The 25941-nt window shown below is 62.2% G+C and carries 24 protein-coding genes; 15 read left to right on the top strand and 9 right to left on the bottom strand.

The annotated features are described in order from the left end of the window. The first annotated feature begins 50 nt into the window (after positions 1–50). A complete protein-coding gene (locus tag ACW9UO_RS16485; RefSeq protein WP_457086853.1) occupies positions 51–2195 on the top strand; it encodes a malate synthase G in 2145 nt (714 codons plus the stop codon). A 165-nt stretch (positions 2196–2360) separates the two neighbouring features. On the opposite strand, the gene ACW9UO_RS16480 is transcribed toward ACW9UO_RS16485, so the two are convergent. Then, the gene (locus ACW9UO_RS16480) at positions 2361–2834 is read right to left on the bottom strand and encodes a YciE/YciF ferroxidase family protein (RefSeq protein WP_457086852.1); all 474 of its coding nucleotides are present in this window, start codon (positions 2832–2834) and stop codon (positions 2361–2363) included. A gap of 209 nt (positions 2835–3043) precedes the next feature. Between ACW9UO_RS16480 and ACW9UO_RS16475 the strand changes: the two genes are divergently transcribed. After that, positions 3044–3817 (top strand): gamma-glutamyl-gamma-aminobutyrate hydrolase family protein, encoded by a 774-nt coding sequence (locus tag ACW9UO_RS16475; RefSeq protein ID WP_457086851.1) that lies wholly within the window; start codon positions 3044–3046, stop codon positions 3815–3817. 85 nt (positions 3818–3902) lie between these two features. Further along, positions 3903–4664, top strand: a complete 762-nt coding sequence (locus ACW9UO_RS16470) for an aldolase/citrate lyase family protein (RefSeq protein WP_457086850.1) — start codon at positions 3903–3905, stop codon at positions 4662–4664. Positions 4665–4777: 113 nt separating this feature from the next. Here the strand turns inward: ACW9UO_RS16470 and ACW9UO_RS16465 are convergent, their stop codons facing one another. Then, a complete protein-coding gene (locus tag ACW9UO_RS16465) occupies positions 4778–5419 on the bottom strand; it encodes a transglycosylase SLT domain-containing protein (RefSeq protein WP_457086849.1) in 642 nt (213 codons plus the stop codon). 437 nt (positions 5420–5856) lie between these two features. Between ACW9UO_RS16465 and ACW9UO_RS16460 the strand changes: the two genes are divergently transcribed. The 4 genes from ACW9UO_RS16460 (at position 5857) to ACW9UO_RS16445 (ending at position 9854) form a co-directional block, all read left to right on the top strand. Continuing rightward, a complete protein-coding gene (locus ACW9UO_RS16460) occupies positions 5857–7086 on the top strand; it encodes a hypothetical protein (protein ID WP_457086848.1) in 1230 nt (409 codons plus the stop codon). Positions 7087–7190: 104 nt separating this feature from the next. Further along, entirely contained in the window at positions 7191–8702 is a 1512-nt protein-coding gene (gene gatB, locus ACW9UO_RS16455) for an Asp-tRNA(Asn)/Glu-tRNA(Gln) amidotransferase subunit GatB (RefSeq protein ID WP_457086847.1), read from the top strand. A gap of 411 nt (positions 8703–9113) precedes the next feature. After that, on the top strand, positions 9114–9380 hold the full coding sequence (locus ACW9UO_RS16450; RefSeq protein WP_457086846.1) for a CBU_0592 family membrane protein: 267 nt from the start codon (positions 9114–9116) through the stop codon (positions 9378–9380). 42 nt (positions 9381–9422) lie between these two features. After that, positions 9423–9854 (top strand): DUF4177 domain-containing protein, encoded by a 432-nt coding sequence (locus ACW9UO_RS16445; protein ID WP_457086845.1) that lies wholly within the window; start codon positions 9423–9425, stop codon positions 9852–9854. A gap of 64 nt (positions 9855–9918) precedes the next feature. On the opposite strand, the gene ACW9UO_RS16440 is transcribed toward ACW9UO_RS16445, so the two are convergent. Continuing rightward, on the bottom strand, positions 9919–10179 hold the full coding sequence (locus ACW9UO_RS16440) for a BolA family protein (protein WP_457086844.1): 261 nt from the start codon (positions 10177–10179) through the stop codon (positions 9919–9921). Positions 10180–10254: 75 nt separating this feature from the next. Between ACW9UO_RS16440 and ACW9UO_RS16435 the strand changes: the two genes are divergently transcribed. Further along, entirely contained in the window at positions 10255–10887 is a 633-nt protein-coding gene (locus tag ACW9UO_RS16435; RefSeq protein WP_457086843.1) for a DnaJ domain-containing protein, read from the top strand. Between the two features lie 195 nt (positions 10888–11082). Here ACW9UO_RS16435 and msrB read toward each other — a convergent pair whose 3' ends face one another. The 3 genes from msrB to ACW9UO_RS16420 form a co-directional block, all read right to left on the bottom strand. Then, positions 11083–11553, bottom strand: coding sequence for a peptide-methionine (R)-S-oxide reductase MsrB (gene msrB / locus ACW9UO_RS16430; RefSeq protein WP_457088678.1), 471 nt, complete (start codon positions 11551–11553; stop codon positions 11083–11085). 356 nt (positions 11554–11909) lie between these two features. After that, on the bottom strand, positions 11910–12590 hold the full coding sequence (locus ACW9UO_RS16425; RefSeq protein ID WP_457086842.1) for an anti-sigma factor: 681 nt from the start codon (positions 12588–12590) through the stop codon (positions 11910–11912). After that, positions 12590–13099, bottom strand: a complete 510-nt coding sequence (locus ACW9UO_RS16420; RefSeq protein WP_457086841.1) for a sigma-70 family RNA polymerase sigma factor — start codon at positions 13097–13099, stop codon at positions 12590–12592. Before ACW9UO_RS16420 ends, ACW9UO_RS16425 begins: the two co-directional genes overlap by 1 nt. A gap of 203 nt (positions 13100–13302) precedes the next feature. Between ACW9UO_RS16420 and cobS the strand changes: the two genes are divergently transcribed. The 6 genes from cobS to ACW9UO_RS16390 all read left to right on the top strand — a co-directional run bounded on the left by cobS (position 13303) and on the right by ACW9UO_RS16390 (position 19604). Continuing rightward, positions 13303–14289 (top strand): cobaltochelatase subunit CobS, encoded by a 987-nt coding sequence (cobS, locus tag ACW9UO_RS16415; protein ID WP_457086840.1) that lies wholly within the window; start codon positions 13303–13305, stop codon positions 14287–14289. Between the two features lie 162 nt (positions 14290–14451). Continuing rightward, positions 14452–14838, top strand: coding sequence for a hypothetical protein (locus tag ACW9UO_RS16410; protein WP_457086839.1), 387 nt, complete (start codon positions 14452–14454; stop codon positions 14836–14838). A gap of 87 nt (positions 14839–14925) precedes the next feature. Then, on the top strand, positions 14926–15327 hold the full coding sequence (locus ACW9UO_RS16405; RefSeq protein WP_457086838.1) for a hypothetical protein: 402 nt from the start codon (positions 14926–14928) through the stop codon (positions 15325–15327). Between the two features lie 105 nt (positions 15328–15432). Next, a complete protein-coding gene (cobT, locus tag ACW9UO_RS16400) occupies positions 15433–17307 on the top strand; it encodes a cobaltochelatase subunit CobT (RefSeq protein WP_457086837.1) in 1875 nt (624 codons plus the stop codon). A gap of 122 nt (positions 17308–17429) precedes the next feature. After that, positions 17430–19208, top strand: a complete 1779-nt coding sequence (locus tag ACW9UO_RS16395) for an aminopeptidase P family protein (protein ID WP_457086836.1) — start codon at positions 17430–17432, stop codon at positions 19206–19208. Positions 19209–19265: 57 nt separating this feature from the next. Further along, positions 19266–19604 carry a DUF427 domain-containing protein gene (locus ACW9UO_RS16390; protein WP_457086835.1) on the top strand — a complete coding sequence of 113 codons (339 nt, stop codon included), beginning with the start codon at positions 19266–19268 and terminating at the stop codon, positions 19602–19604. A gap of 18 nt (positions 19605–19622) precedes the next feature. Here ACW9UO_RS16390 and ACW9UO_RS16385 read toward each other — a convergent pair whose 3' ends face one another. Both ACW9UO_RS16385 and ACW9UO_RS16380 read right to left on the bottom strand, forming a co-directional pair. Next, the gene (locus tag ACW9UO_RS16385; RefSeq protein WP_457086834.1) at positions 19623–20957 is read right to left on the bottom strand and encodes an MBL fold metallo-hydrolase; all 1335 of its coding nucleotides are present in this window, start codon (positions 20955–20957) and stop codon (positions 19623–19625) included. An 18-nt stretch (positions 20958–20975) separates the two neighbouring features. After that, positions 20976–22619: a chloride channel protein gene (locus ACW9UO_RS16380; protein ID WP_457086833.1), complete on the bottom strand. Its 1644-nt coding sequence runs from the start codon at positions 22617–22619 to the stop codon at positions 20976–20978. A 122-nt stretch (positions 22620–22741) separates the two neighbouring features. Here ACW9UO_RS16380 and ACW9UO_RS16375 point away from each other — a divergent pair, with 122 nt between their 5' ends. Continuing rightward, positions 22742–24133, top strand: coding sequence for an FAD-binding oxidoreductase (locus tag ACW9UO_RS16375; RefSeq protein ID WP_457086832.1), 1392 nt, complete (start codon positions 22742–22744; stop codon positions 24131–24133). 154 nt (positions 24134–24287) lie between these two features. Here the strand turns inward: ACW9UO_RS16375 and recN are convergent, their stop codons facing one another. Continuing rightward, positions 24288–25937: a DNA repair protein RecN gene (gene recN / locus ACW9UO_RS16370; protein WP_457086831.1), complete on the bottom strand. Its 1650-nt coding sequence runs from the start codon at positions 25935–25937 to the stop codon at positions 24288–24290. Positions 25938–25941 lie beyond the last annotated feature (4 nt).

Here is a 25941-nt window from a genome sequence, read left to right as displayed (position 1 = left end):
TCGGATTAAGAACCGTGGTATACCATTGCGCACAACGTCGGAGAGAGATCATGAGCACACGCATCGACCGGGCCGGGCTGGCCGTTGACAAGGTTCTGGCGGAGTTCATTGAGAGCCGCGCCCTGCCCGGCACCGACATCAGCCCCGAAACCTTTTGGGACGGGCTGTCGAAACTGGCGCATGAACTGGGGCCGAAAAACCGCGCCCTGCTGGACAAACGGGCCGATCTTCAGGGCCAGATTGACGCTTGGCACAAGGGCCGCGCCAACCAGCCGCATGACGCCAAGGCGTATAAGGCGTTTCTGGAACAGATCGGCTATCTGCTGCCCGAGGGCGGCGACTTTACGATCGACACCACCAATGTTGACCCCGAAATCGCGCTGGTCCCCGGACCGCAGCTGGTGGTGCCGATCACCAATGCCCGATTTGCGCTGAACGCCGCGAACGCGCGCTGGGGTTCGCTGTATGATGCGCTCTACGGCACCGATGCGATGGGCACGCTGCCGCCCAAGGGTGGCTATGACAAAGGCCACGGCGCGCGGGTTGTGGCACGGGCGCGGGTGTTTCTGGACGAAGCGTTCCCGATCAAGGGCCTTAGCCACGCCGACGCGCGGCGCTATCACATCCACGACGGCGCGCTGTCGGTGGATGACATGCCGCTGGCCGAAAGCCACAAGTTCGCCGGTTATCGCGGCCATCCCAAAGCGCCCGACGCGATCCTGCTGCGCAATCACGGGCTGCACGTCGAGCTTGTCTTTGACCGCACCCATATGATTGGTGCCCGCGATCAGGCCGGGCTGGCCGATGTGGTGGTTGAAAGCGCGATGTCGGCGATCATGGATTGCGAAGACTCGGTCGCGTGTGTCGACGCCGAGGATAAGGTTGGGGCCTATGAGAACTGGCTTGGCCTGATGAAAGGCGATCTGGAGGCGAGCTTCCAGAAAGGTGGCAAGACCCACACCCGCCGCCTGAACGAAGACCGTAGCTATACCGCGCCCGACGGCTCGGAGTTGGTGATCAAAGGCCGCGCGCTGCTTTGGGTGCGCAACGTGGGCCACCTGATGACCAACCCCGCGATCCTGACCCGCGACGGCAATGAGATCTTTGAGGGTCTTATGGACGCGATGATCACCGTGCTGATCGCGATGCACGACCTCAAGCGCGACAGCGGCAATTCGGTGCATGGCTCGGTCTATATCGTAAAGCCCAAGATGCACGGGCCGGAAGAAGTGGCCTTTGCCAATGAGATTTTCGGTCAGGTCGAACAGGCGCTCGGCCTGCCCGCCAACACCATCAAGATTGGCATCATGGACGAGGAGCGCCGCACCACGGTGAACCTCAAGGAGTGTATTCGCGCCGCCAAAAGCCGCGTGGCCTTTATCAACACCGGCTTTCTGGACCGCACCGGTGATGAGATCCACACCTCGATGGAGGCCGGGCCGTTCAGCCGCAAGGACTTCATCAAGCGCAAGGCGTGGATTGGCGGGTATGAGAACCAGAACGTTGATATCGGGCTGGAATGCGGGCTGCAGGGCAAGGCGCAGATCGGCAAAGGCATGTGGGCGATGCCCGATGCGATGGCCGCGATGCTGGAGACCAAGATCGAACACCCGAAATCGGGCGCGAATTGCGCTTGGGTGCCCTCGCCCACGGCGGCCACGCTGCACGCGCTGCATTACCACAAGGTTGATGTTTTTGCGGTGCAAGACAAGCTGAAGAAAGGCGGACGGCGGGCCTTTGTTGAGACCATTCTCGACATTCCGCTGGCCAGCTATCGGATGTGGGGCGAAGACCAGATTGCCCGCGAAGTTGAGAACAATGCCCAAGGGATCCTTGGGTATGTGGTGCGCTGGATCGATCAGGGCGTGGGGTGTTCCAAGGTGCCGGACATCAATGATGTGGCGCTGATGGAGGACCGGGCGACCTGTCGGATCTCGGCGCAGCATATCGCCAACTGGCTGCACCACGGTGTGGTGAGCCCGGCGCAGGTGCGCGCGGCGATGGAGAAGATGGCGGCGGTGGTCGATGGCCAGAACGCGGGTGATCCTGAGTATACGCCGATGGCCCCCGGTTTCGACAGCATCGCCTATCAGGCGGCCTGTGATCTGGTGTTCAAAGGGCGCGAGCAACCGTCGGGCTATACTGAGCCGGTGCTGCATGCGCGGCGTCTTGAGTTGAAAGCTGCGCGGGGCTGACCTGTTGTAACGACGTGGGGCGGGCGATGTGCCCACCCCACTTTACAGCTGCGACCTTACCCGCGGATAAGGGCATAAACCCTTACCATTTAACGAAAAATTAGGGATCTGCGGTCGGTCTGCTTACCGTTTCTTTACCGGCTGTTTACTGAAAATTTACCCGAATCAGGACTTGTTGATGTCGGACACGGCAAGGTTGGTCAGCTTGCTGTTGGCCGCTTTTTCCTGATCGAGGATTTCGGTCAGCAGGTCATGTGCCTCGGAATGGCCGAGCACTTTGGCCCATTCGCGCAGCGTGCCGTAGCGGGCGATCTCGTAATGCTCGACGGCCTGACAGGCGGCCAGAAGGGCCGCGTTTTTGGCTTCGCCGGTGGCTTCTTCGATGATGCTTTCGGTTTCCTTGATCAGACCTTCGATGGCGTCACATTTCTCGCCTTTGGCTTCTTTGCCGATGGATTTGAAGACCTTCTCGAGCGTCTTCACCTGGCCTTTGGTTTCCTCAAGGTGGTCTGCGACCGCTTGCTTGAGTTTCTTGCCGTTGGCGGCGTCTTCCACCTTGGGCAGCGCTTTGACCAGCGCGTTTTCGGCGTAGTAGATATCTTGCAGGGTGTGTTCGAATGCGTCGGACAGCGTTTTCATGGGGTAACCTCTCACTATGAAACTGTTGTCAAACGTCCGATTGCCGGGAAAGTTCCACGCGGGTTACAGCGGGCGAGAGGGGCCGCAGGCGGGGCTGCTCAAATTATGGGCACGGAGGTCAGTTGCAGGGCACCTGAGGCGAAGGGGGCCGTTGTCTTTGCGGCGAAACGCGCCTTATATTGGGCCGACTTGCACACACGAGGACATACATGGCCCGCCCCATTGTTGGCATTATCGGCAATCAATACCTGATCAACGATCAATATCCGGCCCATGCGGGCGGCACGATGAACTCTGAGGCGATTGCCTGTGTGTCTGGCTGTATGCCGCTGCTGATCCCGGCCGATCCGCGCTTTGTTTCGGTGGCCGAGTTGATGGAGACCTGCGACGGTTTTCTGCTGACCGGTGGGCGGCCCAACGTGCATCCGTCGGAATACGGCCATGACGCGACCGAGGCGCATGGGGCGTTTGATCTGGGGCGCGATGCGATCACGCTGCCGCTGGTGCGGGCCTGCGTTGAGAGCGGTCAGCCGTTTCTGGGCATTTGCCGGGGGTATCAGGAAGTTGCGGTGGCGATGGGATCGACGCTGCACCCCGAGATCCGCGATTTGCCGGGGCGGTTGAACCACCGGATGCCGCCGGACGGCACCATCGAAGAGAAATTTGCGCTGCGCCATATGGTGCGCTTTGCCGAGGGCGGCGTGTTTCATCGGCTGATGGGCGCGCCCGAGGTGATGACCAATACGCTGCATGGGCAGGGTGTGATGGAGGCGGGCAAGCGGTTTGTGATTGATGGCTGGGCGCCGGATGACACGCCGGAGGCGGCCTATATCGCGGGCGCGCCTGGGTTTACGCTGTCGGTGCAGTGGCACCCGGAGTGGGACGCGGCCAATGACCCGGTGTCGCGGCCGCTGTTTTGCGCGTTTGGCGATGCGGTGCGGGCCTGGGCTGCGGCGCGCTTGCCTTGGAAGGCCAGCGCGTGATCTAGGGCTGGGGCGCTGATTTTGGTCGACCTTCGGCGCGGGTTTGCGCAAGGTCGCGGAGATCAGACCTCAAGGAGCCCCGCTGATGGACCTGCCCCGCAATACCTTTAAAGCCGCGCTGAAAGCTGGCCAGCGCCAGATCGGATTTTGGAACACCTTTCCCGATGGTGGGCTGGTCGAGATGCTGGCGGGCTGCGGCTATGACTGGCTGTTGGTCGACAGCGAGCATTCGCCGCTTGATCCGCGTGCGGTGCTGCCCTTGTTGCAGGCGGCGGCGCCCTATCCGACCTCGGTGGTGGTGCGTCCGGGCTGGAACGATCCGGTCGAGATCAAGCGGTTGCTCGACATGGGCGCGCAATCGCTGTTGGTGCCATATGTGCAGAACGCCGATGAGGCGCGGGCGGCGGTGGCGGCGGTGACCTATCCGCCCCACGGCATACGCGGGGTTTCGGGGTCGTCGCGCGCGAGCCGCTACGGCGCGGTGACGGACTATGTGCAACGCGCCAGCGAAGAGATCTGTCTGCTGGTGCAGGTTGAAACGGTCGAGGCGGCTGAACAAATCGAAGCGATTGCGGCGGTGGAGGGCGTGGACGGTATCTTTGTCGGGCCAGCGGATTTCGCGGCGTCGATGGGGTTTACCGGCGAAACCGGGCACCCCGAGGTGCGTGCCGCTGTGGCCGATGCGGTGCGGCGGATTGTGGCGGCGGGCAAACCCGCTGGCTTTTTGTCGCCCGATCGCAGTTACGTGGAAGAGGTGGCGGAGGCTGGGGCCAGTTTCCTTGCGGTTGGGGTGGATGCTGCGCTGATGCGCCGGTCGGCGGTTGAGCTGTGTGACAGCTGGCGGTGAGAGTTCTGGCCGGGTTTTAGTGATTTTATAGGGTGTTAGGGGGCCAGCCCCCTCGGCCTTTGGCCTCACCCCCGAGGTATTTTTGAACAGAAGAAGAGCTTGGGTGTCGCGTGTCAGCCGGCGGGGGCGCGGGTTTGCAGTGTGGGCGGCCAAGGTGCCGGGCGCGTGCGGGGGCGTTGGGATTTGAGCGTTTGGCAATAGGGTTGCGCGCGCAGCCAGGCGGCCATGTCGCGGCGTTTTTCCGGTGAGCGCATCGGGCCCCAATCTGCCGCCACGCCGCGCCAGCGGGTGTCGCGCAGGGCAATGGCACGGTCGCGCGGGACGGTGCGGGCCATGATCCGCAGCGCGCAGGACAGGTTGGCCGCGCCATTGGTGAGCGCCGGGCCGGTGCCGACATTGCAGCCGTGGAACCGGGCCGTGGCGGGGAGGATCTGCAACAACCCGTACCAGCGGCCGCCCCCGCCCACCGCCGCCGGGCGATAGGTGCTTTCGTGTTTGGCCAGCGCCGAGGCGAAGCCAGCCCAGAACGCCGCCCTTTGTGCGGCGGAATTTTCGGGATAGGCCGGGCACCACTCAGCCACATCGCGCGGCACGACATCAACCAGCGGGCGGGCATGGCCGTGTTGCAGGGCGCTCATCATCACGCGGGTCCAGAGCGCTGAGTCGAGGCGGTTGGGCCAGCGCGTGGCAGGCAGCGCTTGCCGACGGGCCGCAGGGTGCAGGCTGGTTTTGGGGGCCAGTAGGGTGGAAGACAATGCGGTGGAAGACTGCGCCTTAGGGGCCAGTGGGATCGAAGTCTGCGGGGTGGTTGCGACAGATTCGGTTGATGGCAGAGGCAGCGCCTGGGCGAGGGCCGGGATTGGGGCCACGCAAAGCGCGGCTGTTAACACAATGGTCACAAAACGGAGCAATCGGCCGCAATGCGTCAACATTGGCAAACCAATGCCGCAATGCGCCCCCGACCTTTTCAATTTTGCCATTCTGTTTCCTCGTATTGCCATTCAGGTGCCCCAATGCGCCGTCAGATTGGCGGCGTAACCTCTCACAACTCGGGTATTTTACAATGTTCAAAACCCTATCCCTTTTTACACGAAAAGCAGTTTCTTCGCTAAGCGGCATCGGCGGAAACGCGCCTTCGCGCCGCCGTATGGCCCCCCGCGATGCCGCGCTTACAGGCGCGCTGACAGGAAATATGTCGGGTAATATGTCTGGCAACGCCATGCGCGCACCACGCTTTTCCCCGAAATCGATGGACCAGCTGGGCCGCCCCTTGTGCAGCGTCACGCCCGAGTTGGAGGCCTGTCGCGCGCTGTTTGACGAGGGGCGCACCCTCGTTCGGCAAGACCATTGGGGCAAGCTGTGCGCCAAGATCAGCGCGGCAGACGCCAACCGCAGCGCCACCGCCGCAGGCACGCCGACCGCCGAGCTTTTGGCCGCCGGGGCGCGCTCTGACCTCAGCCGGGCGCTGTACAGTGCCTCTGATGTTGGGGCGCTGTCGCTGAGCCATCCGATGCTGGCCGGGCTTGAAGAGATGAGCGCCACGGTTCAGGACCACCCCGACAGCGCGGCCTGTGCCACCGTCGTGGCGCTGTGCCATATGGATGCGGGCTGGGCCTGGTATCGCCAAGGCTGGCAGCGCGGTCGGCCCGAGCAGCATCTGGGTGCCTTTCGCGACGCCTTTGAGCGGGCGCGCGCGATGCTTGCGCCGTTTGCGTCGGAGGCCGAGACTTCGCCCTTGCTGGCCTCGGCGCGCTGTGCGCTGTTGGCGGGCACGCAGACCGCCGACCACACTGTCGTGGATGATTATGAGACGCTGATTGGCCTTGCGCCGCGCATGCCGGGGCATATGCGGGCCTATGGTCTGCATATGTTGCCCTGCTGGTTTGGCAGCCATGACGCGCTTGACCTTGCGGCGCGGCGCATTGCCGCCCGGACTGGCGATGACTGGGGGGCTGGTGGCTATGCTTGGGTGTATCTTGATGCGCTGCAACAGGATCCCGGTGCGTTTGCCCGGCTCGACACCGGGTTTTTCATCGAAGCGGTGGAGGACATCCTCACGCGCAGCCAGAGCCAGCACATGACCAATCTGTTTGCTGCCAGTCTCAGCCAGTTGCTTGATACCGGGCGCTCTGGCCCGACGGGCGTGGCTGGCAAGGCTGGTGCGGCTGGCAAAACGGGCCCTGACCGAGCCCAGCGCAAGGCGCTTGATCAGCTGCGCACCCGTTTGATCCGCACCGAAATGCGAGAGACCCATGCCTGGGTCTGGTCGATCACCGACACCGGCTATGCGACGCCCGGGTATGCCCCCAACGGCGACCGCGAGTGTACCGAAACCGGTGGTCAGCGCGCCTGGCAGGTGATCAGCGCCGTGTTGTCACGCGATCCGCAACGCTTGCATGGCCAGCCCGGCGCCGCGCGGTGACGCACTGCAGGGCGGTATGGGGGGCAATGATGCGCGATCTGCCTCTTGCCCCCTTCCCGCCCCTGTCCTAGAACCCGGGTCGTTCCGAACACGAGGAGACGGCCATGCTGGACCTGACTTACGAGACCCCGAAGCCCAAGGTGATTGCCGGGGCCAAACATGACTGGGAGCTGGTGATCGGCCTCGAAGTCCATGCGCAGGTGTCTTCGGAGGCCAAGCTGTTTTCCGGTGCCTCGACCCGGTTTGGCGCAGAGCCCAACTCTAACGTTGCCTTTGTTGACAGCGCGATGCCGGGCATGTTGCCGGTGATCAACGAATATTGCATTGAGCAGGCGGTGCGCACCGGGCTGGGCCTTAAGGCCGCGATCAACCTGAAATCGGCGTTTGACCGCAAGAACTATTTTTACCCCGATCTGCCGCAGGGCTATCAGATTTCGCAGCTGTATGAGCCACTTGTGGGCGAAGGCGAGGTTCTGGTGGAGCTGGGCGACGGCACCGCGCGCAATGTGCGGATCGAGCGTATTCACGTTGAGCAGGATGCGGGCAAATCGATCCATGACATGGATCCGAACATGTCGTTTGTCGATCTGAACCGGACCGGTGTGGCGCTGATGGAGATTGTCAGCCGCCCCGACATTCGCGGGCCTGAGGAAGCGGCGGCTTATGTGGTCAAGCTGCGCCAGATCCTGCAATATCTCGGCACCTGTGATGGCAATATGCAGAACGGCAGCATGCGGGCCGATGTGAACGTGTCGGTGTGTCTGCCGGGGCAGTATGAGAAATATCAGGCGACGCAGGACTTTGCGCATCTGGGCACGCGCTGCGAGATCAAGAACATGAACTCGATGCGGTTCATTCAGGCGGCGATTGACTATGAGGCCAAACGGCAGATCGCGCTGCTGGAGGCCGGAGGCGAGGTGACGCAAGAAACCCGGCTCTATGATCCCGACAAGAACGAGACCCGGTCGATGCGGTCGAAGGAAGAGGCGCATGATTACCGCTACTTCCCCGACCCCGATCTGCTGCCGCTGGAGATCGAACAGGGGTGGGTGGATGACATTGCCGCCACCCTGCCCGAGCTGCCAGATGCCAAGAAGGCGCGGTTTATCAAGGACTTTGGCCTGTCGGACTATGACGCCTCGGTGCTGACGGCGGAAACCGCGAGCGCCAATTACTTTGAGCTGGTGGCCGAGGGTCGCGATGGCAAGATGGCCGCCAACTGGGTGATCAACGAGCTGTTCGGACGGTTGAAGAAAGAAGACCATTCGCTGGCGGACAGCCCCGTGTCGCCCGAGCAACTGGGCGGTATCATCACGCTGATCCAGAAGGGTGATATTTCCGGCAAGATCGCCAAGGACCTGTTCGAGATCGTCTATACCGAGGGCGGTGATCCGTCCGAGATCGTCGAAGCACGCGGGATGAAGCAGGTCACCGACACCGGCGCGATTGAGGCGGCTGTGGACGAGGTGATTGCCGCCAATCCGGCGCAGGTGGAGAAGGCCAAGGCCAACCCCAAGCTGGCAGGCTGGTTTGTCGGTCAGGTGATGAAAGCCACCGGCGGCAAGGCCAACCCCAAGGCGGTGAACGATCTGGTTGCTGCCAAACTGGCGCAATAGCTGCGAAGCGTGCCGATCCATCAATGGATCGGTTCCGATCTGTCAACAGATCGGACTGCGGTGCACTGGTTGTGCGAGACTCTTTGGGCGGTTGTTGAGCTGGAGCGGGTTTGTCAGTGTCAGGCTGGGGTGCAAATTGAACCCAGCCTTGTGGGTGGTTGGGCCTTGCCGCGCTTTGCTCCGGGTGGACGGCCGATCCATTGATGGATCGGTTCCGATTTATTGATAAATCGGGCTGGCTGGTGACGGCTGGAAAATTTAGACGCCGCCCCTTTTTGCCGGGGCGGTTTTCTCGGTCCAGTGTTGATGTTCAAAGTGAAACTTCGTCCGCCGCCCTTCGGGTCTTGTCCGGGCCTGCCCTGCGCAGCAGGATTGGCGAGATGAATTACGTGAGGTTTTGCGGTGGAGTCATTGTCGCTTTCGCTGGATGTCCGCGGTTTTTTCCAAGCGCTGGGGGTCACTGGATTTCTGCTTTATGTCGGGTCTTTTGCCGCGCTTCAGCTGCGCCTGATGGACGGCAACAGTGCGGCCTATACGCTGTGCAATATCGCCGCTGCATTGCTGGTTCTGATCTCACTGATCTATGATTTCAACCTTGCCTCGGCGTTGATCCAGACGTCTTGGGTGATTATCGGGTTGGCCGGGCTTGGGCTTCGATTCCTGCGCCCGGGCGGATGATGCAACATTGCGTTTAACGGGGATTTATGCTCTTGGGCGAACATGACCAGATATGATTATAAAGTGGTGCCGGCCCCCGCGCAGGGGCGTAAGGCACGGGGTGTGAAGGGGGCTGAGGGGCGGTTTGCCCTCGCGCTTGAGACCGTCATCAACGAGTATTCTGCGGACGGCTGGGAGTACCAGCGCGCCGAGACTTTGCCCAGCGAAGAGCGCCAAGGGCTGTCGGGCAAAACCACGGTTTATCGCAATGTTTTGGTATTTCGTCGGGTGCGCGAGGAGGAGATCGAGGCCTTTGAGCCGCGCTTGCTTGACCCGCCGAAGGTGATCCCGGTTCTGGATGCCGCCCGTGCGATGAAGGACGACTCCTCCGAGGGGGCGTCGGACGACACCGATGCACGGTTTGAAGAGGCTGAGATGCGCCCCGAGGGGGACGCAGAGCCAGAGAGTGACGACGCCGACAGATCGAAGAGCTGAGCGGCGTCGCCGGGCATGTTTTTTGGCGGGCGCTGGACGTGCACTGGACCTGCTCAGGCCCGCCTTAGGGCGTGTCGAGATCGAGCGCGAGGGCGTGGATGGCTGTCATCAGCTCGCCCCCAAGCGCGTTGTGAACAGCCCGGTGGCGGGCGATGCGGGATTGGCCGGCGAAGGCCTCTGAGCGCAGGCGCACCTTGAAGTGGCTTTGGCCGCCATCCTGATAGCCGGCGTGGCCGCGGTGGGCCTCACTTTCATCCTCGACAACCAGCTCGGTTGGTGCGAAGGCGGCGTCGAGCCGCTGGCGGATTTCCTCTGAACGTTGCATGAAATTTTACCGGGCCCCTTCCCTCTGGTTGCCAATGGTCTAAACTGCCACGTCCGAGTCGAAAAGGTGCGAAAAATGAGTAAGTCAGACCCCTTCGGATTTGATATGTCCGTCTCTTCCGCGAAGAAGAAAAATCCGCGTGGCAGGCGTGGTATGTCCGGGGCATCCGAGACCTCGACACGGGTCTGCGATCTGGATGGCTGCGAGGAAAAGGGCCTGTATCGTGCGCCCAAAGCCCCGGATGTGTTGGATGATTTCTTTTGGTTCTGCAAAGACCATGTGCGCGAATACAACGCCCGGTGGAGCTTTTTCGAAGGCAAGACCGAGGCAGAGATGAACGCGCAGGAAACTTCGGACAAGGTGTGGGAACGCAAGACCAAGGATTTCCGCGATCCCGAGGCCAAGGCCTGGGCGCGCTTGGGCATTGAGGACCCGCATCAGGTGCTGGGGCAGAACGCCACCCGCAATCCTGGCCGTGGGGGCACCACATCGGGGCGTCGCCTGCCGCCGACTGAACGCCGCGCGATCGAGATTTTGGAGGCCAAGGAGAGCTGGACCAAGATCCAGATCCGCAAGTCTTACAAGGCGCTGATCAAGGTGCTGCACCCGGATATGAATGGTGGCGACCGCAGTCAGGAAGACCAGCTGGGTGAGGTCATGTGGGCCTGGGAGCAGATCAAGGAAAGCCGGAGCTTTCCGGACAAATAGGGTTGGTTTAGAGGCTGGCTTTTAGGGGGTCTGCCGTTGACTCTAAGATGAGGGCCTCCGCGGGTGGTGCTAAGATGGGGGCTCCGCCGCTGGGTTGAAGATGGGGGCTCCGCCCCCGGCCTGCGGCCTCCCCCGAGGTATTTTTGAACAGAAGAAGGACTGGCGGCCGTTTTGGGGGCGCCGGTCCTTTTTCATTTAGGCGGCGGCGAATTTTAGCGAGACGCCGTTGAGGCAGTGGCGGTTGCCGGTTGGGTCGGGGCCGTCGTCGAAAATGTGACCCAAGTGTGATCCGCAGCGGCGGCAGTGGCATTCGGTGCGGCTGAAGAACAGTTTGCGATCGTTGCGGGTGCCAATGGCGTCGGGCAGCGATTGCCAGAAGCTGGGCCAGCCGGTGCCGCTGTCGTATTTGTGCTCGGCGGCATAAAGCGGCAGGTCGCAGCCGCGGCAAATATAGGTGCCGGCGGTTTTCTGATCGTGCAGCGGCGAGGAGAAGGCGCGCTCGGTCTCTTCTTTGCGCATCACGAGGTACTGCGTCTCGGTCAGCATGGCGCGCCATTCGGCCTCAGTGCGGGTGATTTCAAACGCGCCTTCTTCGGCGTGCAGGGCGGGGATGGCGGGCAGCAGGGCGAACGCGGCCCCGGCTGTGAGAATTTGGCGTCGGTGCAGGTGCATCGTGATCTCCTTAATGTGTTTGGCGTGACGGGTCTGGCTTGAGGTGTCTGGTGCCCCCAGTTTTCTAGGTCAGACGGCTGGACGGTGAAGCGAAGGGGGCTGCTTCACCGTCCGCCCTGTCCGATTGCGGGACAGGGACAATCACCGTGTTGACCCGATGCAAACGTTTGGGTCCGGTGGTGTCGTCTGAGTGCGCAAGGGAAAGTCACTTTTGGAGCCTGGCTGAAATCAGGGGGCTGATGCCAGGGCTGTGCGAGTGACCGTCTCTGGCCAAGCTGGCAAGGGACCAAGCTCAGGAGAAGAGACGTTTCAGACCGCTGAAAAGTTTCAAAGAAGCGGTCACACCTTTGTTATAAAGAGGTGACCGCGCCTGTTGCGAGAACTGCGCCGGTGGGCAGGCCGGTGGGCGAGCCGCCGGTGGGTTCGTCGGAAATTGCCAGAACGGCGCCTTCAAGTGTGGCGCGCAGGTCTGTGGGCACTGCCAAGGCCACCACCACTCCCGGTGACAAGAGGCCCAGCGAAACCGGCGGATTGGCCCCCTGGATCAGCCAAAGCTCGCGGGCGCGGCCGGCATCGGGGAACAGCCCGACCAGTTCGGCCTGGATTTCGCCGGTGTCGGGATCGAGCGCGATCCGCGCCACATCGCCCGCCGCTTCGTTGGTCAGTTGGGCGGTCAGGGGCAGCGGCTCGGGTTCGACCCAGCCAAAGCGAAGCGCAGCAAAGGCAAGGCCCGCCGCCAGCGCGCCGCCAAGCACGGCTTGTCCGATGTTGAGACGTTTCCAGAACGGCTCTTTCGCGCCATAAAGCCGGGTCTGGATGGCTTTCCAGATCGCCTCGGGGGGGCGCACCTCGGCGCTTTCGGCGGCAAGGGCGGCGAAATGATCGCTCCAAGTGTCGCAAAGGTGGCGCAGATCGACCTCCTGGAACAGGCGAAGGGCAAAGGCCTCTTCCTGCTCGTCGGTCAACAGACCAAGCACGTACTCGGCGGCCAGCACAGAGTCGTCATCAGGTATGTCGGTCACGTCACTCATCAGCTTAGACAGGCCCTCAAGGATTGCAGGCTGCGGCGCAGCCAGGTTCGCATTGTGTTCAGCGGCACCGCGAAATGCAGCGCCAATTCGGCGTAGGTGGCCCCTTCGAGGTAGGCGCGGCGCACCGCATCTGCCTTTTCGTCGGCCAGTTGGTCAAGACAGGCCGAAATCCTCGCACGCTCATCCTTGCGAAGGAGCTGCTCGGCCGGGCCCGGCTCGGGTGTTTCCAGCCGGTCGATGACCGTGTCATCGCCGTCGGTTCGTCCGCTCGCCCCGCTGCGCGATTTGCGCAACTGGTCGATGCCGTGGTTTCGTGCAATCGTAATCAGCCACGTCATTGGCTGAACCCGACCGGGCTGATAAGCATCGGCACGTTCCCAGATCTTGACATAGATCTCTTGAAGCGCGTCCTCTGATTGGGCCCTGTCTTTCAGTATACGGAGGCAAACCCCAAAGAGTTTCGCCGAGGTCGCCGAATAAAGTTCGGAAAACGCTTTGCGATCCGCCATTGAAACGCGTGCCAGAAGATTTTCGAGGTCTTGCGTCGCCACTAGGTTGATCCCACTCCCTTTGTGCGGCCACGATAGCGGCCTGCCAATGGCACGCAAGGGCAGGACTGAAATCCGCACGCCCTCCCCTTGCCACTGCGCTGAATATGGTGCACCTAGCATGGCGTAATTCAAGTGATCGGCACGAATAAAGGACCCAGGCAATGGCGGACGGTACAATGGATCCCAACACCAGACCGACTGAGGAACTCTCGGTCCGCGATGTTTTCGGTATCGACACGGATATGGTGGTCAAAGGGTTTGCCGATCGCACCGAGCGTGTGCCGGACATCGACAGCACCTATAAATTTGACGCCGACACCACAATGGCGATCCTGGCCGGGTTTTCCCACAATCGCCGGGTCATGGTGCAGGGCTATCACGGTACGGGCAAATCGACACATATCGAACAGGTTGCTGCGCAGCTGAACTGGCCTTGCGTGCGGGTCAACCTTGACAGTCACATCAGCCGGATCGACCTGATCGGCAAGGATGCGATTAAGCTCAAGGACGGCGTGCAGGTGACTGAATTCCAAGAAGGAATTCTGCCTTGGGCGCTGCGCAATCCGACGGCGATTGTGTTTGACGAATATGATGCCGGCCGCGCCGATGTGATGTTTGTGATCCAGCGGGTGCTCGAGGTTGACGGCAAGCTGACGCTGCTTGACCAGAACAAAGTGATCAACCCGCACCCCTATTTCCGCATTTTCGCCACGTCCAACACGGTTGGTCTGGGCGACACCACCGGGCTGTATCACGGCACGCAACAGATCAACCAAGGCCAGATGGACCGTTGGTCGCTGGTGGCGACGTTGAACTATCTCTCGATTGATGCGGAATGTGCCATCGTTCTGGCGAAATGCCCGCATTACAACACCGAGAAGGGCCGCAAGCAGGTCAAGCAGATGGTGACTGTGGCCGATCTGACCCGGACCGCATTCATGAATGGCGATCTGTCGACAGTGATGTCGCCCCGGACGGTGATTGCCTGGGCGCAGAACGCCGAGATTTTCCGCAATGTGGGCTATGCCTTCCGGGTGTCTTTCCTTAACAAATGCGATGAGTTGGAGCGTCAGACCGTGGCGGAATTCTATCAGCGCTGCTTTGACGAAGAACTGCCCGAAAGCGCGGCGAGCCTGTCGGTCGGCTGACCTATTTATGACATGACGGCCCGTATGGGCGATTGAATCGGCTCCCTTTTGGGGGCCGTTTCTGCGTTTGCAGCCGTGTTTTGGCCACCACAGCCTGAAAAGTTTTCAAAATGCTCAATTTGTGACACCATTTGTTAATGGTATGATGCAAATATGAGCACTATGAGAACTCTACTTTCTCCACTTGCGCTGGCGGTTTTCTCCTCCCTTCCGTCGGCGCAAGCTTTGCCATTCACTCCGGATCATCCTGCCACCACCTTTGCCACCTGCGCCGGGCGGCTTTCAGCGCTGATGGAATATCAATGGATGTTCGATGGGCCGGGATCTGAGGCGACCAAGGCGCAACGCGCGGGGATGATTGAGCTTTTGGAAGCGGTCCAGCCTGAGGGCAAGGGCCGTGAGGTGCTGCATATGCGGATTGAGGCCAAGATGGCGCTGGCGGCTTTGCTGACGCGCGCGACCTTTAATGACAGTGCCGACGATGCCCGCCGCGCGCAGAGGATGGTGGATCTGCGGATGGCCGAGTGTACCGGGCTGTTGCTGAGTTGATCGGTTAACGACAGGTTAGCGAAACACTTACAATTTTGTATATACCTTGTATTGACGCAAAGGATGCGTTTGTCATAATTTCGACCTATGAAACAGTTGCTTCGCCTCTTTGCGGTGGCGGCACTCTGGACGGTTTTGATGCTCACCACCGCTGCTGCTGCCCCTCCGCCCCCCGGCGAACGGGCCGAGGCTTTTGCGGTCTGCGCCGGGCGCCTCTGGGCGCTTTCGGTGCGGCAAGCGGCCGTGGGCAACCCGGACTGGCGCAACACCGGTGCACTGCGGAACGATTTCGATATGCTGCTAGAGGCGGTGCGCCCCGCCACGATGACCGACCGCGAGGCGCGATTATGGCGCAGCGATGGCTGGGTGCAGATCGCGCATTTGCTCGCACGGCACCAATACGGCAAGAGCAGCCGGCGACGAAGTATCGCCGCGGCGCGCATGGCGTCGCGAATAGACAGCTGTCGCGGGATGATCCTTGACCGCTAGGCCAGTTTGCCCACCCAACGCAGCGGAATCGCTGTGGGCTCTCTGGCCATTGCCCGGATCAGGGATTAGGGTAGCGCCGTTCCGACCCTAGCCGCAGGCAGTCTTATGGCGCAGACCGACAACCCCGCAGATCCCTTCAAAAAAGCGCTGGCCGAGGCGACCAAGGTCATGGCCAATGATCCCGAGTTGACGGTGAGCTATACCGTTGACCCGTCGGGCATTTCCGGCGATGCAATGCGCCTGCCGCAAGTCAGCCGACGGTTGACCCGAGACGAGGTTCTCTTGGCACGCGGCACCGCCGATGCGCTGGCGCTCAAGCACAAGTACCACGACCTCGCGACGCACAACCGCTATGCCCCGCCGGGCGACATGGCGCGCGATCTTTACGAGGCGATGGAAACCGCCCGCTGCGAGGCGATGGGCGCGCGCGACATGCCCGGCACCGCTGGCAATATCGACGCCAAGATCAACGCGGATGCGCTTAAACGCGGCTATGATCAGGTGACCAAACCCGCCGACGCGCCTTTGGCGATGGCCGCCGGGTACCTGGTCCGCCACCTTGCCACCGGGCGCGACATGCCCAGCCCCGCCGCCAACGTCATGGACCTGTGGCGCGGCTATATCGAGGATCAGGCTGGCGGGCAGCTTGAGGATATTCAGGCGCTGCTCGACGATCAAAGCCAATTCGCCAAACTGGCGCGCCGGGTCATTCAGGACTTGGGCTACGGCGATCAACTGGGCGAAGACCCCGACGATCTGGACGACGAGTCCGAGGATCAGGCCGAGGACTCCGAAGAGGATCAGCAGGACCCGGATTCGACCGGTCAGGACGATGATCAGGAGGATCAGTCCGAGGCCAATCCCGAAAACAGCCAAGAAGAACAACAAGATCCAAGCCAGGCACAGGTGACGATGGACGATATGTCCGACACCGAATCCGGCGAGGAGACCGAGCTTCCCGAGGGCGAAGCGCCACTAGAGCCGCCTGCCCCGGCACCGGTGTCGGAGGCGGACCCGGATTACACCGTGTTCAACACCGACAATGATGAGGAAATCTCGGCCGAAGATCTTGCGGATCCGGCCGAGCTGGAGCGGCTGCGGGCCTATCTGGATCAACAGCTCGAGCCGCTCAAAGGCGCGGTGTCACGGCTGGCGAACAAGCTGCAACGACGGTTGCAAGCGCAGCAGAACCGGTCGTGGGAATTTGACCTTGAAGAGGGCATTCTGGATGCCGGGCGACTGGCGCGCGTGGTGGCCAACCCGACAACGCCGCTGAGCTTCAAGGTCGAGAAAGACACCGAGTTCCGCGACACGGTGGTGACTTTGCTGCTCGATAATTCGGGTTCGATGCGGGGGCGTCCGATCTCGATCGCGGCGATCTGCGCCGATGTCCTGGCGCGCACGTTGGAGCGGTGTTCGGTCAAGGTGGAGATCCTCGGGTTTACCACCCGTGCGTGGAAAGGCGGGCTGAGCCGCGAGAAATGGCTGGCTGAAGGCCGGGCGCAACAGCCCGGGCGGCTCAACGATCTGCGCCATATCGTTTACAAGAGCGCCGATGCGCCGTGGCGCCGCGCGCGGCCCAATCTAGGGCTGATGATGAAAGAGGGTCTGCTTAAGGAAAACATCGACGGCGAGGCGCTGGAGTGGGCGCACAAGCGGATGATGGGGCGGCCCGAGGCGCGCAAGATCCTGATGGTGATCTCGGATGGCGCGCCGGTGGATGACAGCACACTGTCGGTTAACCCCGCGAATTTCCTCGAAAAACACCTGCGGGATGTGATTTCGATGGTGGAGCGGCGGCGGATTGTTGAGCTTTTGGCGATTGGCATCGGGCATGACGTGACGCGCTATTACAATCGTGCGGTGACGATCACCGATGTCGAGCAATTGGCGGGCGCGATGACTGAACAGTTGGCGGCGTTGTTTGACAATGATCCCCGCGCGCGGGCGCGGGTGATGGGGAACCGCCGGGCGGGGTGAGCTGGGGCTCTGCCGCTGTGAGGATGATGGGGGCTCTGCCGCTGGGTAGATTTGGGGGCTCCGCCCCCGGGCCTTCGGCCTCCCCCGAGGTATTTTTAAACAGAAGAAGATGAGGGTGCGGGATGTTTCAGTCGTTTGAGGTGACAACGCGGCCGGAGCAAGGGCCGCCCCGGTTGGCGGCACTGCGCGCAGCAATGGAGGCCGCGGGGCTGGCAGGGTTTGTCGTGCCGAAAGCGGATGTGCATCAGGGCGAGTATGTCGCGCCGCATGATGATCGGTTGGCCTGGCTGACCGGGTTCACCGGGTCGGCGGGTTTTGCCGTTGTTCTGGCGGATGAGGCCGGGGTGTTTGTCGACGGGCGCTACCGGGTGCAGGTGCGCGCGCAGGTGGCGGATGTGTTCACGCCGGTGGATTGGCCTGAGGTGCAACTGGCGGGTTGGGTGCGCGACCGGCTGACGGCGGGCGCGCTTGGGGTTGATCCCTGGTTGCACACGTTGAGCCAGTTTCGGGCGTTGGAGCTGGGCTTGAAAGGCAGCGGCGTGGATTTGCGGCGGGTGGACAATCCGGTGGATGCGATCTGGGCCGATCAGCCCGCGCCGCCGTTGTCCCCGGTGAAGGTGCATCCCGATGATATTGCGGGAAAGACATCGGCGGAGAAGCGGGCAGAGCTGGCTGCGGCGCTGCGCGCGCAAGGCGCGGCGGTGGCGGTGATCACACTGCCGGATTCGCTGTGCTGGCTGCTGAATATTCGCGGCTCTGACATTCCGCGCAACCCGGTGGCGCATGGCTTTGCGCTGCTGTGTGACGATGGCAGTGTTGATCTGTTTATGGCCCCCGAAAAGCTGGGCGCTGTAGATTTCGGCGATGACATTCGGGTGCATGCGCCCGAAGGCTTTGCAACTGCCCTGGCGGCATTGGACGGTCCGGTGCTGATCGACCCGGAAAGCGTGCCGCTGGCGGTGGCGGATGCGATTGTGGCTGAGATCATCGAAGGGCGGGATCCTTGCGTGCTGCCCAAGGCCTGCAAGACGCCGCAAGAGCTTGACGGGATGCGGGCCGCGCATCTGCGGGACGCGGTGGCGATGTGCGAATTCCTGTCTTGGCTTGATGCCGAGGCCCCCGGCAATCTGACGGAAATTGACGTGGCCGAGGCCTTGGAAGGGTTCCGGCGCGAGAGCGACCACCTGCTTGATATATCGTTCGAAACCATCAGCGGATCGGGGCCAAACGGGGCCATCGTGCATTACCGCGTGTCGCGCGACACCAACCGCAAGCTGGCCGAGGGCGAGCTTTTGCTGGTGGATAGTGGCGGGCAATATGTGGATGGCACCACCGACATCACCCGCACCATGGCGATTGGCGCCGCGCCGCAGGAGGCCAAAGCCGCCTTTACCCGCGTGTTGCAGGGCATGATTGCGATGAGCCGCGCGCGTTGGCCCAAGGGCTTGGCCGGGCGCGATCTTGATGCCTTGGCGCGGATGCCGCTTTGGATGGCGGGGCAGGATTACGGCCACGGCACCGGCCACGGCGTGGGGGCCTATCTGTGTGTGCACGAAGGCCCACAGCGGCTGGCGCGCACCGGGGTTGAACCTTTGCTGCCCGGCATGATCCTGTCGAATGAGCCGGGGTTCTATAAAGAGGGCGCCTTTGGCATCCGGATCGAGAACCTGATGGTGGTGCAAGACGCCCCTGCCCTGCCGTCTGGCACGGTTGATGGCATGCTCGATTGGGAGACCCTGACATTGGTGCCCATTGACACCCGGCTGATAGTGGCCGACATGCTATCCCAAGCCGAGTGCGACTGGCTGAACGCCTATCATGCGACATGTCGTACCGTACTGCGCCCAAGACTGGGCAAGGCAGCGGCGATGTGGTTGGATGTCGCAACCGCAGCAATCTGACATCACACCGTTACATGGCTTCGTGCATGTGATGGCAATGGACGTGGGGAAATACACATGACGATCAAAATAGTGAAAGCCGAAGGCAAATGGGTTGTGCGCGCGGGCGGCGCCGTGCTGGGGGAAAGCGCAAATGCGCTTGAGCTGATCGAAGATGGCCAGTCTCCGGTGATCTATTTCCCGCGTGGCGATATCGCGATGGCGTTTCTGGATGTGACTGAGAAAAAGACCACCTGTCCGCACAAGGGCGAGGCCAGCTATTATTCCATCGACGCCAAGAACCGGACGATTGAAAACGCGGTTTGGTCGTATGAGGCGCCGATTGACGGCGCCGAAGCGATAAAGGGTTATCTGGCGTTCCAGCCCGGTCCGTATCTGCAAGTCGAAGAAATCTAAGACAGCGGCGGCGCGGGGTCAGGCCCCGCCCCGCAAATTTCGGCTGGCCGCAACGATGCGGCTAAGGGTGACGGCAATCAGCCGGGGTTCAAACATCAGTCCGGGGCCGAAGCGGATCGACAGGTTGTTGAGCGTCTCGATCGAGATCGACTTGGCCGCGCGGGAAAACCCGCCCTCCTGCATCTCGGTCAGACAGCCATTTACCGTCAGCGTGTCAAAGCCAAAGGTGTTCTGAAACAGAAACCACAACGATTCCGAATGCATCGCGAGATGCGACGGTTTGGTGGTTTCTGTGAACTGGCCTTGGGCCACGTCGATTTCGTAAGACAGCCCCAGATCATCGCATTCCACGACCACCGGCTGAAACACCCGGATCGGGCTGAATTTCTGCGCCAGCCGCATGGCGGTGACGTTGTTGTTGGCCTGGACGCGGGTGATGAAGGTCTGGAACACCGCCTGCAAATCTTCGGGGGTGCGGCTGGTGAATTCCATAAGCGGGCCGTTTTGGGCGCGCGCGGCGGCATCCTCCCAGAACGCCACCGCGGCCTTGGAGTGCGCTTCATTGACCTCGCCTGCGAAGGTATCGCCGGGCTGCATCACCTGGATGGCGAAATCGGCATCGGCAAAGCGGTCGAGCACGTCTTGCGGGCCATTGGCGGCGTCGTTGAGGTACACGTTGCGCACATTGGCAAAGCTGACGAAGCTGGCGAAGGGGATCACCACGCGGGGTTTCAGCAGCCGGGCCTGCACCTCGATATTGTCGAGCTTGCCTGCCGCCGCCTCTTCGCGCCATGACTGGTTCTCCGGCCCGCCTTTCCAGCCCGCATAAGAAAACTGCGTCAGCAGCACATCGCAGGGCCCGGCTTGATCAAGGATCTGGCGGGCGCGCTTTTCATCATCAACGTGGCAATCATTGAGGTTGAGGATGTGATGCGTCGCGGTTTTGATCGACACGAGGCTGTCGTACCAATCATCCTTGAGGCACATCAGCGCCATGCCGCCAATGTCATAGGGTTTGCCAAAGGTCATTTCGCGCAGCTCGATCCCCTGCGCGCGGATGAATTGCGCCACCCGCTGGTCGTTGATGTTCTGGAACAAGATGGGGATGTTGCGGGCGCGCAGTTTGGCGCCGTGGGTCTTGAAAAAACCGATGGAAAAATGGTCGGGGTGTTCGTGGCTCAGCCAGATGTGCGTGACCCGATCCAGCAGGGCATCGACCTCTGCATCAGGCGTTTCCACCAGCAATTTCCAGCCTTTATGGAAGGCCGGGCCAGAGTACCACGGGTCGGTCAACAGCGCGACATCGCCTTCGGTGATCAGGACAGAGGCATGATTGATGAACTCGATTTGCATAAGCGGTCTTCCGGTAAGTTAGCTGTGTTCTTCTTCGGCGGTGGCCGCCAGCGCACGGTTGTAGGCCTTGAGCGCATCGACATGATAGAGCGCGCCGCGCAGTTCCGGCGGCTTGCCCTCACCGCGCAGGGCAACGACCGGCAGGAACACCACGCCCGATTTTTCAAACATCGGCATCGCCGCCTCTAGCGTGGCATTGGCGTCAAGGTAAACACCCTCTTCGACCATCTCCCAGCAGGCCTCCTCCTTGGGCGCATTGGGCGCATCCCAGGGCCGCATCACCTGTGCCACCCGGAACATCGCCAGCAAATACGCCTGTGGTCCGGCGGCCAAATGGACCCCGCGCCGCTCGAGCTGGGTGAGGAAGAACGACCGGTCGACCAACCGCGAGGCCAAGGCGGTGGACATCGAGACCGACACCATCACCGCCAGCCCGGTTTGCCAGTCGCCGGTAAGCTCGAACACGATCAAAGTGGTCGAGATCGGCGCGCCCAGCACCGCCGCCGCCACCGCGCCCATGCCCGCGAGCGCATAGAGCGTGAAGGTGCCCGATTGCTCGGGGAACAGCGATGTGGCGATCAGGCCAAAGGCCAGCCCGGTCAGCGCGCCCACCATCAGCGAGGGCGAGAACATGCCGCCGCCCATTCGCCCCGCCATGGTGACGGCGACGGCAATCACCTTGATCATCGCGTAAATCACCGCCTGCCACAGCACCAATTGCCCGGTCAGCGCCAGCGATGTCGTCTCGTATCCAACACCGATGATGTGGGGGAAAAAGATTGCCAGCACACCAAGGATTGCCCCGGCCAGGACGGGGCGAATCCAATAGGGCATGCCGATGCGGCTTTGGATCTGGCTTTCGACGTCATCGGCCCAGAACACCGCCCGCATCATCACCACCGCCACCAGCCCGCAGACCAGCCCGAGGATCAGGAAGGCGGGCAATTCGAGGTAGAACTCTAACGCCGAGGTGCCGGGCAGCGCAAACTCGGTGACATCGCCAAAGGCCAGCCGGTTGATCACCGTGCCGGCGGCGCTGGCCACGACAATAGGCGCAAAACTGTGCAATGCGAAGTGGCGCAACACCACCTCAAGCGCGAACAATGCGCCGGCGATGGGGGCGTTGAAGCTGGCGGACACAGCGGCGGCGACGGCACAGCCCAAAAGATCGCGCCCAGTGATGCCGTCGGCGTGCAGCAGGTTCGACACCCAGGTCGAGATCATCGCCGCGATATGCACCACCGGCCCCTCGCGGCCCGTCGAACCGCCCGTCGACAACGTGATCAGCGATGAGGCCGCCGAGGCCAGGCCCGCCTTGCGCTCCACCCGCCCATCGTTAAGCGCGGCGCCTTCGATCACATCCGCGACCGAACGCACCCGGCCATCGGAGGTAAAGAGGTACAGCACGATCCCCACCGCCACGCCGCCGCCCATCGGGATGATCAGCACCCAAAACCAATCGAGCGTGGTGGCGAAGGAGTGGATTAGCGAGATGTCATCGGTGCCGTACAGCGTGGCCTGCAACCATTCGATGGCGCGGCGAAACAGCAAGGCGGCGAACCCGGCGGCAATGCCGATCACCAGCGCGATGAACCAGAACTGAATCTGGCTCGGCCCCCGATGCCGCACCAATTGCCAACCGCGTGAACAGACGGCACTCATCTCGCGCAGTTGGCGTTTTGCGGTATTTTGGTTGTTATTTTCCATATCGCTCGATCACATCTTTGCGCGCATGGGCCATCACGTTAATAAAGTCCGGTTCGAGTGTTCAGCCGGGGGAAGCCATGACCAGAAGCGGGGCGCGTTTGGAAGAGGCCATTGCGGCGCTCAAGTCCTTGTTAGGCCAGAGATTGACCCTGTCCAAGTCCGATCTGGACTTGCACGGCCGATCCGAGAGCTATTTCCCCACCACACCGCCCGATGCGGTGGCCTATCCGGAAACCACCGACGAGGTTTCGGCGCTGGTGCGAATCTGCGCCGATTACGCCGTGCCGGTGGTGGCCTGGGGCACGGGCACCTCGCTTGAGGGGCACTCTTTGGCGATCAAGGGCGGGGTGGTGGTAGACTTCTCACGCATGAACAAGGTGTTAGAGGTCCGACCCGAGGATATGGACGTGAGCGTGCAACCCGGCGTGACCCGGCAAGCGCTGAACGAAGAGTTGCGGGCGACCGGGCTGTTCTTTCCGGTGGATCCCGGCGCGAATGCGGCCCTGGGCGGCATGGCGGCCACTCGGGCGAGCGGCACGACGACGGTGCGCTATGGCACCATGCGCGACAATGTTTTGGGGCTGGAAGTGGTTTTGGCGGATGGCCGCGTGATCCGCACCGGCACGCGGGCGCGCAAATCTTCGGCCGGATTCGATCTGACAGCGCTGATGGTGGGCAGCGAGGGCACTTTGGGGCTGATCACCGAGCTGACCCTGCGGCTGCACGGCCAGCCCGAGGCGATCTCGGCCGGTGTCTGCGCCTTTCCCGACATGGCCAGTGCCGTCGCGGCGGTGACCGACACCATTCAGATCGGCATCCCGATGGCGCGGATCGAGTTTGTCGATGCTGCGAGCGCGGCGGCGGTTAACGCTTATGCCGGGATGGATTTTCCCTTGATGCCGCATCTTTTGGTCGAGTTCCACGGCTCTGACGCGGCTGTGAAAGAGCAGTCAGAATTGTTTGGCGAAGTGGTCGCGGATCATGGCGCGCGCGGGTTCAAATGGTCGGTGCAGCCCGAAGACCGCACCGCGCTCTGGACCATGCGCCACAACGCTTATTACGCGATTTTGGCGTCGCGCAAGGGCGCGCGCGGGGTGGTGACGGACATCTGCGTGCCGATTTCACGCCTGGCCGAAGCGGTGGAGGCGACACAGGCGGATATCGCCGAGGCGTCGATCCCCGGGCCGATTCTGGGCCATGTCGGTGACGGAAACTTTCACGCTATCCTGTTGATTGACGAGGATAATCCTGAAGAGATCGCAGAGGCCAAGCGGTTGTCAGACCGGATGGTGGAGCGGGCTTTGGCGCTTGGCGGCACCTCAACCGGCGAGCACGGCGTTGGGTTTGGCAAGCTGGATTTCATGGCGCGCGAACACGGCGATGCTTGGGGGGTGATGGGCGATATCAAGCGGGCACTGGACCCGGGGAATATTCTCAATCCCGGCAAATTGGTGCCGCCGCGAAACTGAAATGTACAGGGATTTCGCCGCGCCTGCGCGCGTCGACAGGCCGGGGGGCTTTGCCCCCCGGACCCCCCAAGGTATTTTTGAACAGAAGAAGGACTAGGAGGTGCTGACTTGCACGGTTTTTGCCTCACGTTAAGCCGCTGTTAACCGATGCTGGTTAGCCTGCTAGCAGGGCACGGGCGGCGGCGCGGGCTTCTTCGGTGACGGTGTCGCCGGCCACCATGCGCGCAATTTCATCGATCCGGTCCCCGGCGTCGAGGGCCACAACGTTTGACAGGGTTTGCTCGCCCGTAACCCGTTTTTCCACCCGCCAATGGTGCGCACCAAGGGCGGCAACCTGAGGAGAGTGTGTAACAACCAGAACTTGACCTTCGGCGGCCAGCGCCGCCAACCTGCGGCCCACGGCATCGGCTGTGGCACCGCCGACCCCGCGGTCAATCTCATCAAAGATCATGGTGACGCCGGAATTGCCCTCGGCGAGGCAAACCTTGAGCGCCAGCAAGAAGCGGCTGAGTTCGCCACCGGAGGCGATCTTGCCGATTGGGCCAGCCGGTGCGCCGGGGTTGGTGGCAACCGTAAAGGCAACACCGTCGCGGCCCTCGGGACCAGCCGGTTCTTCGGTGATGCGAGTCGAGAACACTGCCCGCTCCATCTTGAGCGGGGCCAATTCAGCGGTCACGGCAGTGTCGAGCTTGCCTGCCGCCGCCTGGCGCGCGGTGCTCAGGGCGCTGGCGGCAGTGTCATAGGCGTCCTGTGCCATGCCCGCAGCGGCGCGCAGATCGGCAATCCCGGCGTCACCAGCGTCAAGCCGGGCGAGCTTATCGGACAGGGTTTCGGCCAGCCCGGGCAACTCTTCGGGTGTTACATTGTGCTTGCGCGCCAAGGCGCGCAGCGCGAACAGTCGCTCCTCGGTATCTTCCAACTCATGCGGGTTGAAGGCCAGCGCTTCGAGAGTTTCCTCAACACCGCGCGCGGCGGTGTCCAACTCTTCCATTGCGCGCGCCAGTGCGGCAAGCGGGGCATCCAGCTGGCCCTCGGCGCGGTCGGCCACACCATCAAGCCAACGCATGGCATCGCTCATCGAGCCTTCGGCCCCTTGGTTGCCAAGCGCCTGCCCCGCCTTGGAAATATCCTCGCGGATGCGTTCGGCCTGTTGCATCAGACGCCGCTGTATATCCAGCGCCGCATCCTCGCCCGGCTGCGGGGACAGCCCGTCGAGCTCGGCCACCGCATGGCGCAGGAATTCCTCTTCCTCGCGCATGCCAGCCAGCGCGGCTTCCGCGTCTGACAGATCTTTCTTGGCCTTCGCCAGCGCCTTCCAGGCACCGCGCGTGGCCAGCGCCTCGGGCTCGACCCCCGCAAAGGCATCAAGGATACGGCGGTGACCGCGCGGATTAAGCAAGCCGCGATCATCATGTTGGCCGTGAAGCTCCACCAGCGTATCGGACAGTTGCCGCAGCACCTCGCCCGAACAGCGCCGGTCGTTGACCCAAGCCGTTTTGCGCCCATCGGCGGAATTCACCCGGCGCAGGATCAGCTCATCCGAGGCCGGCAATCCGGCCTCTTCCAACACCGCAAAGGCGGCATGACCCGCAGGCAGATCGAACGCAGCAACCACCTCGCCCTGTTTGGCCCCGGCGCGCACCAATTCGGCACGCCCCCGCCACCCCAGCACAAAGCCCAGCGAATCCAACAGGATGGACTTGCCCGCCCCGGTTTCCCCGGTCAACACGTTCAGCCCGGGCTGGAACACCAGCTCGAGATGATCAATGATCAACATATCGCGAATATCAAGCGCGCGCAGCATCAGA

It is taken from the genome of Marinovum sedimenti, from assembly GCF_054052205.1.
The sequence above is the reverse complement of the archived record's forward strand: the minus strand, read 5'-3'. Positions and strand labels throughout refer to the sequence as shown.